Source organism: Marivita sp. NO-S04 (genome assembly GCF_059070475.1).
Genome location: NZ_CM180980.1, coordinates 1,239,230 through 1,255,730 on the forward strand (window position 1 = coordinate 1,239,230; position 16,501 = coordinate 1,255,730).

Consider the following 16,501-nt stretch of genomic DNA (forward strand, 5'->3'; position numbering starts at 1 on the left):
TTGATTTCCGAAAAACAATTTTCTTTCTGTTGATCGTTTCGTGCGAAAAGCCGAGACCGTTCAGGCTTTATAGCGCCATGGCATAAGCGCGCCGATTTCGGCGCGTGGCAATTGGTTGGCGAGGCGTTCCAAGGTCTGTGTTAAACCGTGCCGGTTTTGCGGGAGGCTAGTTTTCGTTAGCCACGCGGCCATCGCTCAAGTTTCCAGAGCGGCGTAGAAGTTGACCTCGGCTTCTCTCGGCGGGATGTTCTCGATCGGCTCGAGCAGGCGGCAGTTGTTGAGCCAGTCCACGCATTCCATGGTTGCATATTTGACGGCCTCGAAGCTGCGCCACGGCCCTCGGCGGTGGATGACCTCCTGCGTCGCTTCTATCGTGAAACTTAGAAGCCTTACCGCTTCACGCTAAGGACGTGGCACGGCCTCCGGAAAAGTCTTCCGCAACGCTATCTCGATGAGTTCGTGTTACTCTTGTGCCGCGAAGGCGGCACATGCGTGGCGCCCTCGGCACGCTTCTCGGGATCGGCGTCAGTCTTGTACCGGCAACATTTCGTTGGTCATCGCGCCCTAAGAGAGAGGTGGCCTGGCGCATTACGGCACCGAGGCCGTTATCCTAGTCGAGCCTGTTCAGGGCCTCGTACTGGTCGTAGGCGGCACTGAAGGTGCGATAGCTGTCCATGACGCGGGCAAACATTGGATCAGCGGCTGATTGCTCGTCATAAACCTCTTGCGTGGTAGCGCGCAGGGCGTCGATCACCGGATCGGGGAAGCGCTTGATGTCCACGCCGTTGGTGGCGAAAGCGTCGAGATACTGCTGCTGGCCGACCACGGCGGTGCCAATGGTCCATAGGTTCAGGTCCATGCAAGCTGTCTCGATGGCGATGCGGTGCTGGTCGGACAGGCCATCCCACATGTCCTTATTCATGTAGAACTCGATAAAGCCCGAGGGTTGGTGCCAGCCGGGGAAATAATAATGTTTGGCCACCTTGTCGAAACCCAAGAGACGGTCAACCATTGGAAAGCTGAGCTCGGTTGCATCAAGACGCCCTGTCTCCAGCGCGGTCGATATTTCGCCCGTGGGTAGGCTCATGGCATTGGCACCCAGTTTTGCAAGAATTGCTCCGCCCAAGCCGCCAATGCGGATGTTCAGGCCCTTCAGGTCTTCGACTGTGTTGATTTCCTTGGTGTACCAACCGCCCGCTTCCGAGATGATAACGCCGCAAGGCATCGGCACAACGTTGAAGGGCTCGTAAATTTCTCGCCACAAGTCTAGCCCGCCGCCATGATGGACCCAGGAGACATATTTGATGGCGTCGGGTCCAAAGGGCATTGACCCGAACAGCGCCGCCGCTGGGGCTTTGCCAGCGGCATAGGCAGCAAAACTCATGCCTGCCGGAATCGCTCCAGCGCCGACGTTGTCAAAGATCTCGAATGCGGGTGACAGCTCGCCATCGCCAAGATGGATGAAATTGATTGCGCCATTCGTCAGCGTCGACACTGTTGCGGTAAAGCGGTCAATGCCCGGCCCAAGCACTGGCAATTGCTTGGCGAAGGCCGATTGCAGGTTGTAATCTTCGGCCTGCGCGCCGGTTGTTACCGAGGCCGCCATCGCTGCCCCAAGGATATGCTTTTTCATTCTCTTTCCTTTCAGAAATGGCCTGTCAGACAAGGCCGGTTATCAGCCAAGGGAAGGTCATCAGCAGTCCCAAGGTAAGAAGTTGCAACACGATGAACGGTATGACGCCTTTGTAGATCTCAGCCGTGTGGACTTGATCACCCGCAGCCCCACGCAAATAGAACAGGGCAAATCCAAACGGCGGCGTCAGGAACGAGGTTTGGAGGTTCACCGCGACAAGGATGCCAAACCAGATGAGCAGCTCTTGGTCGCTCAGCCCATTGCCGAAATCAAGACCCGCGATGATGGGTGCGAAGATCGGGATCAAGATCAGCGTAATTTCAAGCCAATCCAGCACGAAGCCAAGGATGAAGATCGCGCCCATCACCACCAGTAGCACGACCCAGGGACTTTGCCCGAACAGGCCCAGCCCGTCGCGGATCATTGCGTCGCCGCCGATGCCTTTGAAGACGGCGGAAAAGCAGGTGGCCCCCACGATGACCGTCATCACCATAGCGGTGGCCAGAACCGTGTCTCGGGCCGCTTCCATGATGATCGTGGCATCGAACTTTCGATAAAGAACGGTGACAAAGATGGCACCCAGAGCGCCCAGCCCGCTGGCTTCGGTTGGGGTGGCAATCCCCGCGATGATTGAGCCCAGCACCGACAGGACGAGCAAGAGCAGGGGGGCGACGTCCAGAAGCGTGCGCCGCAGTCCGCGCATCAGGTTGTTTGCCGGGCTCTTGATTGGGCGCGGCAGGCCGCGTGCGCGAAGAATGATATAGGTCCCGTAAAGCCCCACCAGCAATAAGCCTGGTCCAATGGCACCGGCGAACATATCGGGCACTGGAGTTTGCAACTGGTCACCCAAGATGATTAGCATCACCGATGGCGGGATCAGGATCGCCAGTGTGCCACTGGCCGCAATCAAACCGGCGGAAGTCGCCTTGTCGTAACCGACCTCGGTCATCCTCGGCAGCGCCAACAGGGCCAACAAGACCACGCTGGCCCCTACCACGCCGGAGGAGGCCGCCAGCAACACACCTATGACCAGCACAGCTACGCCCATGCCGGCTGGCGTGCCGCCAAGCACGCGCTGCGCGCCTTTAAGAGTGCGTTCCGCGACACCGGATTTTTCCAATATCAGGCCCATGAAGATGAACATCGGGATCGCTACCAGCAGCCAATTGGTCAATACATTGGCATAGATGCGGCTAACGATCAGGTTGAAGAACGCCGTTGGAAGACCTGAAACAATAATGAAAATAGCTGACGCACCTGCCAATACGAAGGCGACGCGATAGCCCGCAAGAATGCCCCCAAGCGTCAGGGCGGCCATCGCCAACGGCAAGACGACGTCGCTCATCGGCGCGCCAAGGCGCGAATAAGGTGCAGGCTTTCGATCAGCACTGCCAAGGCCAGCAGCAAAAGGCCAAATGGCAGCACCAGCTTAATCAGCCATAGATCGTTCAGCCCGCCATTAGCCGATCCTTCGCCCGAACGCCACGAGCGTTCCCAGAATCGGTAGGCACCAGGGATCGCCATGACAAAGAATGGTGCAGCGAAAATCAGGTTACCCGCCAGATCCAGCGCGCGACGAGCTTGGGGCGGGTAGCGTTCATAAAGGAAATCGACCCGCACATGCACGTCGCGCAGCCACACCAGCCCTGCGGGCAGGAGGGCTATGATCGCCAGCAGATGCCATTGAAGGTCCAGAAGCGAGTTCAGGGTAACGGCCTTGCCCAGCCAGAACTTGGACTGGGAAAAACTCATCAAAGGATTGATGTCAAAAAGACTGGCAAAGACCTGCAGGGCGATGCACAGCATCAACATAATGAGCAGTACGGCAAATCCGTTCAGCATAGCACGTTCGATCTGCGCTGCCCGTGTCGGTACTGGTGTGACCATCGGTTTCTCCAATCTGAGCGGCTTTGATGGCCATTTGCTTGGGAATCCTAGCAATTACTGGCTGCACGGGAAACTATTATCTCAGTCTAGAGGGTCGAGGAAACCGATCGACACTCTCTACAGCAAGCCTCGGTCGGATCGGTTATCCCATGATGTTCTTGATTTTGTGGATGCAGAGATTGTCGTAGATGCTGCAGGATGACCAAACAGCTGCCTGTTGAGATCCCTTGCCGTTGCAGTCAACGGTGCAAGGCCGACCGCGTCAGATGCGGGATCGTCGGTTGCAGCGCACAGAGGCAGTCATCGAGCGGCAGCAGCGTGTGACGCCGTACTGAGGCAATCACCCGGAAGGTGCCAACGGGGCGATCAGCATGTCATGCCCAAAACTGCGCCGTAACGCTGTTGTAAACAGGAGCACCGCGGCGTTTGCACGTCATGATCTCGGGGGTGTATCTTGCGGCTGCAGGGTTGGTCAGGTTGGCGCAATCAGGCGGTTCAAACTGATCACTTCGGCTCTGGGGTTCCGCCCGTCTCGGTCGCGTGCTGTGCTGAGCGTCTTTGGCCTAATCTGAGAAGGGTACCAAAATGTATACGTTGCGCCATCACGTTGACTTGGAAAAATTTTTAAAAGGGTGTGACGAAACTTGGCAAGATGAATCTGACGTTATCAATCCTTGTGTTGGCTCGGATGTTCAGGCAGCGTCGCGGGTGTAGGATGTGACAATTCCACCGAGCTGACGCTTGCGGCGGATCGGGCCGTCCCGGACGGGCTGGAAATCGACTTGCAGCACGTTGTTCCCGATGTCGCGACCACGATGTGGGCGCTCGGTGTTGTAGTGGCGCACCCAGGTCCGCAGGATGTAATCCAGTTGGGAACGGCTGAAGCAGATGAAGAAATCGAGGCATTCGCGCTTGATCGTCGCGATGAAGGACTCTGCGAAGGCATTGGCGTCGGGCGCTCTGTGTGGGATTTGGATGACCCGCGCGGTCTCCGACTCCCAGACGGTATCGAAGCTGGTGCTGAATTTGGTGTCGGCATCGCGGATCAAGAATTTCGGCATGATCCCTTGCTCCGTGCACCACATCAAAGTGTTGCGGGCCTGCTGGGTCACCCAAGCTGAGTCAGGGGCGTAGGTCGGAGCGCTGCAGAAGACACGCCGGCTGCCGAGATGGATGAACATCAGCACGTAGGCCGTCCTCGGACCGCGTAGCGTCAACACAGTCTTTGAGAAGAAGTCGCAGGCAACCATGGTTTCCATGTGTGCCTGGATGAATGTGGTCCATGGCAGGGCGGGCTGCTTTTTGCGCCTTTCAGGGCTCGGGTGGATGCCCGCCTCGGTCAGGATGCGTTTGACAGAATTGGCGCCAGTGTAGAGCCCCAGCTTTTTCAACTCGCCTGCGATCCGCTTGTAGCCCCAGAGGAGATTTTCTGATCCGATGCGGATGACGACGTCGCGCAGTTCCTGCGTTAGGCGCGGCCTCCCGACCGCTTTGAAGGGGCGCCCGCTGCGCATCTGGGTCAGCCAGCGCTTGTAGCTTGCGGGCTTGGCGACCTCCAGAAGCCCGTCGACATCATGCCCGCATTCTTCTCCGATCCGCAGCAGTTCGGCCTTCTCGGCCGGCGACAGGATGATCCGTTGGGTCGGAATGCGTGACCGCAAAATTGTGATCTGAGCCTTTAGCAGTCTCAGTTGCGGGTTGTGCCGCGGGATGAAGAACTGGCTCAGGAAAACCAGAAGGAGGGAAAAGGTCGAATTCATCTTGCCGGGCTCCAGTGCGGCGTTTAAAAAATGCCGCTATGTCAACGTGATGGGCCTCGCTTACATTTTGGCACCCCGCTCACGGAAGCCAAAAAAGCGCAGATCAGAAGACGCGGGCATAATGTCGGGGCAGGGGACATGATAGGGGCCGCGACGTCAGCACCTGATCCCCGTGAGTACTTCGTGGCACAGTGCTGAGCGCAGCAATGATGCACTTCAGAGGTAATTAAGTGCGTTTGGATTCCAGACCCTTTTCGTACCAGTTGGGATTAGAACTCGCAGTTCAATTAAGCAAAATCAATGGGTTAGGTGGTGGAGAACGTTAGATTTCAGACCCACCCCCTCCGCTAATTTTGCACCGCCGTTTCCATTCCACGGAGACATTTCTTGTATTTCTTATCCGTGCCCCAATTCAAATTCGCTAAAGCTCGGCAGTGTGGCTACGAGGCCAATCGTATAGCTGCCGCTGTCAGCGCTAGAGTCGAAGGCTTCGGCGGATATGTAAACATGCTGATCTGACGATGGCGTGAATTCGATCATGGCGTTTAAATTGCCAAACGAGTCGTCATCTTCGGCTATTGAATTGCCCGAACTGTCATACAAAACGAGATAGGGGTCAGCTAAAGAATTAGGTGTGCCTGTCGCAGTCATGATAAATAAGTAAGTCTGGCCGCCAGCGAGGTTCGCCCAAAACCAATCTGTGTCACCTGGGACGTCAATCAGGCCGTTTGCGATCTGGTCAAGTGTCAGCGAAGCCGGCGTCGAAGGATCGGAAGGAGTATCTCCGACGGGCCCGGACCCGCTTATTGAGACACCCACTTCGTACGTGCCTGCGTCGAAGTTTGGATCATAGGCCTCGGCCGCGAGATAGACGGTTTCGTTACCAACAGCCTGATACTGCAGCAGGGAATTCCTGCCGCCACCGCTGTCGTCGTCGAATGTGATCAGAGAACCAGAGCCGTCGTAAAGAGACAGCCAAGCGTCATCCATTGGATCACTGCCGGCCGAGTTCATAGAGAACTCATAGGTCCGGCCATCGTCAAGCTGGACACGAAACCAGTCGACGTCACCGGGACCATCGATTACGCCCACTGCAACTTGTCCGGGGGACAACGTAGCCTGCGTGCTTTGATTGCCTGGAATGTCAGATGGCCGGACTTCCGGACTAGTTAGACCCAGTTCGTACGTTCCGACATCTGTTGCTAGATCGTAAGCCTCCGCCGAAATGAACACGCGCCCGCCTGTTACCGCCACATATTCCAGATAGGAATCCGTTCCGGACTGGCCGTCATCGTTGAAGTCGATGAAGTTGCCAGCACCGTCATACAGCGTAAGCCATGGGTCCGACATGGGAGCGTCACCCGCTGATACGAGTGAGAACTGATAAACCTGGCCAGCAACGGTGTTGACCCCGTACCAGTCGAAATCCCCGGGGCCATCTATGGCCCCAGAAATTGTCTGGCCAACAGCAAGCGTAGCCGTAGTGGAAGGGTTTCCCGGAACGTCGTTCTGCCCCTCAGCGACACGCGCGGAACTGAGGATGTAATCGCCTGTTCCGTTGTCGCCATACGCACCCGCAACTAGGAAATAGCTTCCACCAGACTGTGCATTGAAGGTCAGCAAGGAATCGAGGCCTTCGGATGAATCGTCATTCGAACCCACGACATTCCCACCAGCATCGAAGAGGTACAAAAACGGATCGGACAGCCCTTGTCCGCTGTGTGTCCCGCGCAATTGGAATTCGTAAGTGCTGCCAGCTACAAGATCGACGAGGAACCAGTCCCGATCGCCGGTAGTTTCCAGACGGCCAGTGATTGCTCCCGCGACAGCATCGATCGCACCGGTCGTGTTGGGGCCTTCCGCAAAGTCGTCATCCGCGCTGCTCACTTGAGCCGCGCTGAGGGAATACGAGCCGGTCTGAGACGGTGAGAAGCCTTCAGCTGACAGATAGAACATACCCGTCCGGTTCGCCACGAACTCGAGACGCGCATTCAAACCCTCACCGCCGTCGTCGTTCGCGGCGACAACCGTGCCATTTTCGTTATAAAGCGCAAGATACGGGTCCGAGAGTGTGTTGCCGACAAGATCGAACGTGTAACGAGTGCCATTGAAGAGGTGTATCGCAAACCAGTCGCGGTCACCTCCAAAGTTGATCTCGCTTGTCGTGGTTTCTCCAACATCAAGGCGTCCAGCAGTTCCTATTGCATCGCCGACATCCCCGTTTTCACTACTGAGTTGCGTGACACCCAATTCATAGCTTCCTGTCGCGCTGCCGAACGCGCCAGCGCCTAGAAAGAACATGGCTGGACTCGTGACAGTGAAACTCAATAGGGAGTCGAGGCCCGCTCCGCTGTCATCGTCGCTTGAGATGAACGCGCCCGTCGAAGACAGGACGGTCAGGAGCGGATCGCTGAGCGAACCGGCGCCCGATGAAGACGCCCTTAGCGAGAATTCATATTCGCCGGGTGTCAGAGAGATTTTAAAGTAGTCCAGATCGCCGTCGAAATCGATCGTGCTGGTTCGAGTGCTGTTCACCGAAATCACCGCGTCGGTCGAAATCGAGCCATCAATGTTATCCACTGGCGTGGGATTGGGCGTGGGTGTCGGGCCCGGGGTCGGCGCAGGCGCCCCGGTTTGTGACAGCGCGAGCACAGCCTCGCCGAAGTTGAAAGCATCAACCCGCAGATACGTGCTGCCGGTATTGACCACGCGGTCGTCCAGATTTTCGTCATCAACAAAGCTTCTGCTTGATTGCGTTAGCAGACTGAACATCTCGTCAGGTGTAAGGGATCGGCCCAGCTCTCGCTGTGCAAGTTGCTGTGCAAGGGCGATCATCCCCGCAACATGAGGCGCAGCTTGACTGGTGCCTGAAGATGCGCTTGTTCCTCCGCCCGGAGCAGCACCTATGACGGCTTGGCCTGGCGCAAAGAATGTTGGAATGTCATCCGACCGTTGAGAAAAGAAGGCAACCTCACTCCCGGTCGCCAAGGTGCCGCCCACAGCACCAATCGCAATCGCATGCGGGTCGACTGCCAAAGAGCTGGCACCTTCGGCTTGGTAAAAATCGTAGTCGTTCCCTGCGGCTGCAACGACCGTGACGTTAAGGTTGTCATGAAGGATCCGAAGTTCGTCACCATAAGCGGGATGGCTTCTTGAGAAGTTAAAATTGCTCCCGTCCCCCAAGGACATGTTGACAGCAACAATGTTCATCGCCTCTGCGTTCTGCACCACCCATTGCAGTGCATCTTCGATCCCGGCAACCGTGCCCGAACCGGTCGCATCCAAGGCCTGTAGCGCCACGAAGTTCACACCGGGGGCCACACCGAGCGTATTGTTGGACGACGATCCGATGATTGACGCGACATGGGTGCCATGACCTTCGATGTCGTTGGCGGTCCCGTCTCCTTCTGACGTGAAGTCGCGCGAAAAGATGATCCGGTCTGCGATCCCGTCATTGTTGGAATCCGGTCCGAAGGCCGGATTATCGAGGTCCATCCCCGTGTCGATTACAACAACAGTTTGTCCCCGACCGTCGATATCCGCAAAACGCAAATCATTGCGGAAGTTCTCCATATTGATAACTGAGCCGGACTGCACGCTGAGCACCGAGACCGCCCCGTGATCTCCCCGTGCGGATGTCGCGATCCCAACCTTGTCGTTTTCTGACCCGTCATCGGTGAAGCCACCGCCCAGATAACCTTTTTCAAGGTCTAGAGACGCGAAGTAGACATTGGACTCATCACGAGAAGAGGCAACGCTCGCCAGATCGTCCGTGACACCGCTTAGAGCGGCCGCTGCCGCTGCTGCGGCCGTTGCATCATAAGGAAAACCGCTGAAATTGTTCGCCTGGTCTTCCCAATATAAAGCGCTCGCGACTTTGTTCTGAACAACGGCCAAATCCGGGTTGGTCCGTGCGCCGCCAATGATCTCTTCGATCATCTGACCGATGTTGACGTTCCCGCTGGTCAGCGCCTCGATCCAGAACGCAAGACCCGCTGCGTCAGGCTCACGGTTGAACAGGTTGTTGTAAATCGACGTGATGAACTGCTCGGGCGAGTTGCGTGCGGGGGCAGAAAAATAGGGATAGAGTACGCGAGTCTCAGGCTGATCGGAAAAGAAGGTTGCAATCTCGAGTCTGGACACACCGTTTGCGTAGGCGTTCACCCAAAAGTCAAAGCCCTCAGGGTCGGGTGCCCGATTGTAGTAACCGATGTAGTATCGAGCGATAATTTCTTCGAAGCTAAGCATTTGGGACCTCACGACATCAGATTAGAATATGATACAACCGTTCGACTATGCGAAGCTACGCCGACGTTTACCAAGATGCGCACTTTTTGACTTTCAGATCGCCTTACTTTGCCTTTTGGCCAAGCTTTTTTGCTTGCGATCGGCGTCTGCGCCCGATCTCGCTTCTTTGAAGGGGTGCCCGCTGCGGGCTATAGTTCTTTTGTCAAGTTCGGTATGCAGGCCACAAACAGTCGCTGTCATACAGGATAGAGGCATTGGTTCATCGCGCATTTGGATCACTCCCAGCAATTGACGACAACAGTCATCGCGGTGGCTTTCCGCGTCAGGTCCTCCGGATGTATCCGATCATCGTCATCGGACAATTGCGGGAGCATAGACAAGTTCGAGAGCACCTGTTGGATCGTTCTGGCGTTTAGCGCGAAGTTTACATTGTCAGGTAGCTGACGCTCTTGTGTGGCATCTGCCACGAGCATGCCGATGACAGCGCCGCTTTCGTCCATCACTGGACCACCGGCATCTCCTTGGAGCGTTCTGATTTCAAGTCGAAACAGGGTGTCTTCATCATTGAGGCCGCGGAGGTTAGCGATGTGACCAAAGGTCATTGCGGCCGACGGAAGTATGCCGCCAAAGGAATAGCCGGCGACGGCAACCTCGGAGCGTAGGCGGGGCGTACCGTTGTTCAAATGCGCTACGGCAGTTTGGTCAATCGTTAAGGATGTCCGCAGCACTGCGACCCCGAGGGTGGGGTCGGACAGGACTACCTCAGCCTCATCATCTTTGTTAAGAGTAATGCGGTCACAGTCGGCGATGACGCTCTGGGTCGTCAGGACTACGCCTTGACTATTGACGAAAAAACCCGAAGCGGAGCCCTTGGGCTTATCCAGGGTAATCCCCGAAACCAAGTCAATATTCGGTGTGTCCTCAGGGAGGGCAGTCGGAGCTAGAACACCATCGATCGGGGCAAAGCTGGATTGCATCGCGGCTAGAATGCGAATGCGGCGCTCCTCGTCACCTACGGGCCAGATCAGGGTGAACCCCTTGATTATATCATCGTCCAGCCACGCCTGAGTATGGGATACAATACTGCCGTTCTGCCCGGTGAGGGTAAAGCTGTCGCTATTACGGACGCGTGGGCCATCCAGCGGCACAATGTCTAGAGTTTGCATGATTTCATATAGCCCGGCCAAGCGTTTGCTATCACCAGGCTGGCTAACCAGCAGCACGCGCGCTCCTTCGACGGTGCCAGTAGGTTTGAAATGCACAAGCGGGCTCTCGTAGCGATCGAAAGCTACGACCCCGAGCGGCAGATCGATGGAGATACCTGCGCTGGTGTCACGGACGGTTTGTATGTCCATGCCGTCAAGTATGGCGTTGTACTGGCTGAGCAGCTCGGCCCGCTGCGCTGTTGTGAGAATTCCGGTAGCTTCGAACCCATTAGATTGCTGCCAGGCGGCCATAGCGTACCGGGTGCTTGGTCCGAAGGCTCCGTCGATGGCGGCATTATAGAAGCCCGACCACTCTAGAGCCAATTGTAACGCCATACGTTCTTGACGGACCAGCTGTAACTCGGATTTTTGCGCTTGGCGTCTTGTTTCGCGGGCAGGTCGTTGATCAGGTTCTGTTCTGGCTACGTCCTCTGTTTCACTTACCGGCAGAGTGGTCTTGGCGTCTTGTCCTGTGATCGAGATACGCCGACCGTAACGATCGGCTCCCTTGATATAGCTGTCGCGTGGAACGAGGCGTTCTGCCCGCAATTTCCGCAGAACGCGCGCAGCCTCTTCGCGTTGATAGGGTCCTAGCGCGATGCCGTACCAGCCACGACCGAGCTCAAAGCCATTCACATCGGGAAGTGCGCTCGCGTAATCGCGCAAGCGGTCTTGGGCAGTAGCGAGGTTTGGTTGTGCTTCGATCTGTACATAGAACCCAGCCTGCATGACCGCGGACATGTCATTCTGTTGGGCTTGTAGGTCGTCGGTTGTCGCCACGCTTTCCGGGTAAGGCGTTTCAAGGTCGGTATTCTGGGTTACGCGCAGAATTGTGGAAGAATCTGAGGCTTCAGCTTCAGTAATCGGCATAGTGGTGTTGGCGTCTTGTCCTGTGATCGAGATACGCCGACCATAACGATCGGCTCCCTTGATATAGCTGTCGCGTGGAACGAGGCGTTCTGCCCGCAATTTCCGCAGAACGCGCGCAGCCTCTTCGCGTTGATAGGGTCCTAGCGCGATGCCGTACCAGCCACGACCGAGCTCAAAGCCATTCACATCGGGAAGTGCGCTCGCGTAATCGCGCAAGCGGTCTTGGGCAGTAGCGAGGTTTGGTTGTGCTTCGATCTGTACATAGAACCCAGCCTGCATGACCGCGGACATGTCATTCTGTTGGGCTTGTAGGTCGTCGGTTGTCGCCACGCTTTCCGGGTAAGGCGTTTCAAGGTCGGTATTCTGGGTTGCGCGCAGAATTGTGGAAGAATCTGAGGCTTCAGCTTCAGTAATCGGCATAGTGGTGTTGGCGTCTTGTCCTGTGATCGAGATACGCCGACCGTAACGATCGGCTGCCTTGATATAACTGTCGCGTGGAACGAGGCGTTCGGCCCGCAATTTCCGCAGAACGCGCGCAGCCTCTTCGCGTTGATAGGGTCCTAGCGCGATGCCGTACCAGCCACGACCGAGCTCAAAGCCATTCACATCGGGAAGTGCGCTCGCGTAGTCGCGCAAGCGGTCTTGGGCAGTAGCGAGGTTTGGTTGTGCTTCGATCTGTACGTAGGCGGTTTCCTGCGCCAGTGCCTCGGGCGCAGGACCCATTATCACGGTTGCTATGGCAATAAAAATGAAACGCGACATAGCATTAAACTCCACAGAACTGGTTCTTTGAAAAATATCATACTTTGATCGCTCCAAAAGCGGCAACTTGTATCTGACATCCCTGTGATGGATTCCTACAACCCATTAGCACCGCGCTCACGGAAGCCAAAAAAACGCAGACCAGAAGATGCGAGCATCAAATCGGGGCAGGGGACATCATAGGGGCCGCGACGTCAGCACCTGATCCCCGTGAGTACTTCGTGGCACAGTGCTGAGCGCATCAAAGATCCACTTCAGAGGTAATTAAGTTCGTTTGGATTCCAGACCCTTTTCGTACCAGTTGGGATTAGAACTCGCAGTTCAATTACGCAAAATCAATGGGTTAGGTGGTGGAGAACGTTAGATTTCAGACCCACCCCCTCCGCCACTTGCCCCCGCGAAAGCGTTCTCCCGATCCGGCTCCGGCCGGATTTTCTCGTTGTATTCGAGGGTTATGCGGGAGGGGCTATTCACCAACCTCCCTGGCCGGACGACCTAAAGTGTTCTCTTTCTGCCGATATTCTCTGAACCTGTTGCCTGCGGTGACTTGGTGAAGTTTATGTAAGCGACTGAAAACGCGAATACTTTGCGTACTCTCCGTTGTGCACTTCGCCGCCAGTGGCGTTCGCCCAAAAGGGACTGAAGTCGAACCGGCTCAATCCTATTCCCTGAATGCTTGTCGACCTGCTGACTAGCCGCGCTGAGTGCTGTTTCGCAGCATTTCCTTGATGCTCTGGTACAAAGAGGCTTTAAAGGACGGGTCTTGGGAGTGGAGTTTATACAGCTCGAGCTCTTCCTTGCGTCGCCGCAACATGACATCTTTCATGATTTTCTCGAATGCTAGATCGCGCGAGAATGGATCCGGGTTGTCGCTAAACTTCTCGTCGTAATCTGGATGCGCCTGCACGCTGTCGACGATGTTGAGAAACTTCACGCGTTGCTCTTCCGGTGTCGCGCTCCAACCTTGAAACCAGCGTTCATTGAAGCTTCGAATGATCTCCTCAAGCGGGTCTTCCTGGACCTCGCCTTCACGATACCCTCGCGGATTGGGGTTTTGTGGCTCGAGTTCTGACTCGGACGCGTCCAGCCCGATTGTGTGGTTCAATTTTGTTCGCTCGAGGCCGTACGAGGAAAGGTCGACGGCTTCGAGCAGTTCGTCGAGTGCATCTTGGTTCGGATCCTGAATCTTCAGTTTCGGGATGAGGAACTTAAGGAACCAGAACAGCTTCTCCCAAGCCAGCACCTCAAATGGCATGATGGATGCCATCTGGCCATAGACCTTCACGAACTGCTTGGCTTTGATCTTGTAGTCGATCTTGTCCTTGTCCTCGAGATCCAACTCAGCGTTGAACCGCTCTGCCGCGGCGTCGATCAGGGGGCTGAGCTTCTGGGCATCTTCCCGATCAAAAAAGCGAGTACAGAACTCCTCAACTTCGGACCACTCGTAGACGCCTGCCTCGTCGAGCGTAGCCTTCAATTCGTGCAAAACGTTTACGTCGGTTGCCTCTGATAGCGTTGTGACGGTGAAGAATGGATCGAAGGCGGCCTTGATGTCGTCGGTAGAGTTGAAAAAATCGAGCACGAACAAATCTTCAGTGCGCTTACCCAATTTTGGCGCCGACCGGTTGAGGCGAGACAATGCCTGAACAGCCAGAACTGATTGCAGCTTCTTGTCCACATACATGGCGCAGAGCTTAGGCTGGTCGAAGCCGGTCAGATATTTGTTCGCCACGACCAAAAGACGGAATTCGTCCTTGTCAAATTCCTTCCGCGTTTTGTCTTCAGGGAAGCCGTTCATTTCGGCCTCGGTGTACTTGATCCCGTCGACCTCTTTCTCGCCAGAGAACGCGATCAGGGCTTTGAACGGGTTGCCACGCTTTGCCAGCTCCGCCTGCACGGCCTTGTAGTAGCGGATCGCCATCTCGATGTTTTGAGTGACGATCATGCCCTTCGCCTTGCCGCGTAGCTTCTTGGCATTCACGACGTTGTCCATGAAATCCTCGACCATAATCTCGGCCTTGGTATTGATCGTCTGCTGGCTGCTCTCCACGTAAGCCCGCAGCTTCTTTTGCGCCTTTGCCGTGTCGAAAAGCGGGTTGTCTTCGATAGACTTCTGGATCTCGTAGTAGCCCTTGTAGGTCGTGTAATTGGCCAGAACGTCGAGGATGAAGCCCTCTTCGATTGCTTGCTTCATGCTGTAAAGATGGAATGGCTTGAAGCTGCCGTCCGGCTGCTTGGTCCCAAACTTTTCCAGCGTCGTGTTCTTCGGCGTTGCAGTGAACGCGAAGTATGAGGCATTGCCGCGCATCTTCCGCGCCTGCATCGCCGCTAGGATCTTGTCCTGTGGGTCGTCCTCATCCGGGTCCGCGTTGCCGCCCATGGCCTGGTTCATCTTGTCGTGCGCAAGGCCGCTCTGGCCGCTGTGAGCTTCGTCGATGATCACGGCAAAGCGCTTGTCGCTCATGTCCGCGATGCCGTCGATGATGAAGGGGAACTTCTGGATTGTCGTGATGATGATCTTCTTGCCATTCTCCAGCGCCGCTTTCAGATCAGCGGATCGCATCGCCGGTGCGACGATGTTCTTAACTTCCGAGAAGTCGCTGATGTTATCGCGCAACTGCTTGTCCAGCAGGCGGCGGTCCGTCACCACGATCACGCTGTCAAACAGAGGGGCGTCCAGCGCCCGCGCGCCGGGCAGGTCCGCACTCGTGGGATAGCTCTCGATCAGCTGATAGGCGGCCCATGTGATGCTGTTCGACTTACCCGATCCGGCCGAGTGCTGGATCAGGTAGCTCTGCCCAACACCATGGTTGGCGGTGTGATCCAGCACCTTCCGAACGACATCGAGCTGCTGGTACCGCGGAAAGATCAGGGTCTTCTTCGCAAGCGGATCCGTCTTGCCACCCTCCAGCAATACGAAATGCTGGATGATCCCGGCCAGGCTGGCGGGTTGCAACACCTCTTCCCAGAGATAGGCGGTCTTGTGGCCGCCCGGGTTCGGCGGATTGCCCGCGCCCTCGTTGTGGCCCTTGTTGAACGGCAGAAACCACGTTGACGCGTCTGAAAGCTTGGTTGCCATCCAGACCTCGTCGGTATCGGCGGTCATATTGACCAGCGCGCGGCCGAACTGCATCAGCGGCTGCGAGGCGTCGCGTTCGCGGTACTGCTTTTGCCCGTGATAGCGTGCGGTCTGCGGGGCGGAGGTTGAGGTGACTTTCAACTCCAGCGTCACAATCGGCAGACCGTTCAGGAACAGCACCATATCGACGGATTCAGCGGGGTTCGCGAGGCTCTGGTGCACCTGCCGCGTGACGCTCCAGATATTGGCGGCAAAGTTGTCGTGGACCTTTTGCGCGGAGCTTGCCAGCGGCGCGGGATACATCAGCGTGAAATGCGTGTCATCGACGGGCAGGCCCTTTTTCAGCACATGCAGCACGCCCTTGCGCTTGATCAGCTTGTCGAGCTGGCCGGTGATCTTGGCCTGCCAATCGGCGGGATTGCGGGTTTTCAGTTTTTCGAGCGCTTTGCCTTGGGTGGCCTCGAGGAATTCCCAGAACAGCTTGGTATCGAGCGCGAGGATCGCGTCGAAATCGGTGCGGTGGCCGATCCGATAGGGGCCGGTCTCCGCGCCGCCGCCCTTGAGGTCTTCTGTCGTCGTGCCGGTCAGGTGCCGTTCAATGGCCTGTTCCAGCGCGATTTCCTTGGTATTGCTGACTGTGTAATTCATGACCGCCCCCTCAAATGACCTTAATCTTGCCTGTGACCGCCGCGTTGATCAGGCTTGTTTTGTATTCCTTGAGCGCGGTGATCTGATCTTGCTTGATTGAAACTGCGCTTCCAATTCGATCTTTCGTTCTCTCAACAAACTCAACGATTTGCTCTTGCTCTTCGGTCGGCGGAACAACCATGAAACGGTGCGCAAGGTTATTAAAGCGGATGCGGACCGCGCGTTGACGCACTGCATTGCAAATAACCTGAATGTAGCGCGCCAATGCCATTTCACGCAGAAGGTACGCAAAGTAATTTTGGCTGAGGCCATCCAAGACTGGATCGCAGATCACGTACTCAGGAGTGCATTTCCCATCGGACTCCGAAACACCGATTGCGCCTTCGAAGGCGTCCATTGAGTTCAGGAC

8 protein-coding genes and 2 pseudogenes are annotated in these 16,501 nt (G+C 56.2%); all 10 read right to left on the reverse strand.

Annotated features, from left to right (window positions below):
- Positions 1-195 precede the first annotated feature (195 nt).
- Positions 196-357, reverse strand: a pseudogene (locus ACK3EW_RS06620) (IS3 family transposase); the annotation flags it as partial.
- Between the two features lie 253 nt (positions 358-610).
- A complete protein-coding gene (locus ACK3EW_RS06625) occupies positions 611-1,633 on the reverse strand; it encodes a TRAP transporter substrate-binding protein (RefSeq protein WP_493808958.1) in 1,023 nt (340 codons plus the stop codon).
- A 25-nt stretch (positions 1,634-1,658) separates the two neighbouring features.
- On the reverse strand, positions 1,659-2,978 hold the full coding sequence (locus ACK3EW_RS06630) for a TRAP transporter large permease (protein ID WP_493808959.1): 1,320 nt from the start codon (positions 2,976-2,978) through the stop codon (positions 1,659-1,661).
- Complete coding sequence (locus ACK3EW_RS06635) at positions 2,975-3,520, reverse strand: TRAP transporter small permease subunit (protein WP_493808960.1); 546 nt, start codon at positions 3,518-3,520, stop codon at positions 2,975-2,977. Before ACK3EW_RS06635 ends, ACK3EW_RS06630 begins: the two co-directional genes overlap by 4 nt.
- 692 nt (positions 3,521-4,212) lie before the next feature.
- Positions 4,213-5,280 (reverse strand): integrase core domain-containing protein, encoded by a 1,068-nt coding sequence (locus ACK3EW_RS06640; protein WP_493808961.1) that lies wholly within the window; start codon positions 5,278-5,280, stop codon positions 4,213-4,215.
- Between the two features lie 396 nt (positions 5,281-5,676).
- Positions 5,677-9,219: a S8 family serine peptidase gene (locus ACK3EW_RS06645; protein ID WP_493809698.1), complete on the reverse strand. Its 3,543-nt coding sequence runs from the start codon at positions 9,217-9,219 to the stop codon at positions 5,677-5,679.
- Between the two features lie 21 nt (positions 9,220-9,240).
- A pseudogene (locus tag ACK3EW_RS06650) lies at positions 9,241-9,528 on the reverse strand (DUF4214 domain-containing protein); the annotation flags it as partial.
- Positions 9,529-9,803: 275 nt separating this feature from the next.
- Positions 9,804-12,365, reverse strand: a complete 2,562-nt coding sequence (locus tag ACK3EW_RS06655; protein WP_493808962.1) for a trypsin-like peptidase domain-containing protein — start codon at positions 12,363-12,365, stop codon at positions 9,804-9,806.
- Between the two features lie 691 nt (positions 12,366-13,056).
- Positions 13,057-16,092 carry a type I restriction endonuclease subunit R gene (locus tag ACK3EW_RS06660; RefSeq protein WP_493808963.1) on the reverse strand — a complete coding sequence of 1,012 codons (3,036 nt, stop codon included), beginning with the start codon at positions 16,090-16,092 and terminating at the stop codon, positions 13,057-13,059.
- 10 nt (positions 16,093-16,102) lie between these two features.
- Positions 16,103-16,489, reverse strand: a complete 387-nt coding sequence (locus ACK3EW_RS06665) for a restriction endonuclease subunit S (protein ID WP_493808964.1) — start codon at positions 16,487-16,489, stop codon at positions 16,103-16,105.
- Positions 16,490-16,501 lie beyond the last annotated feature (12 nt).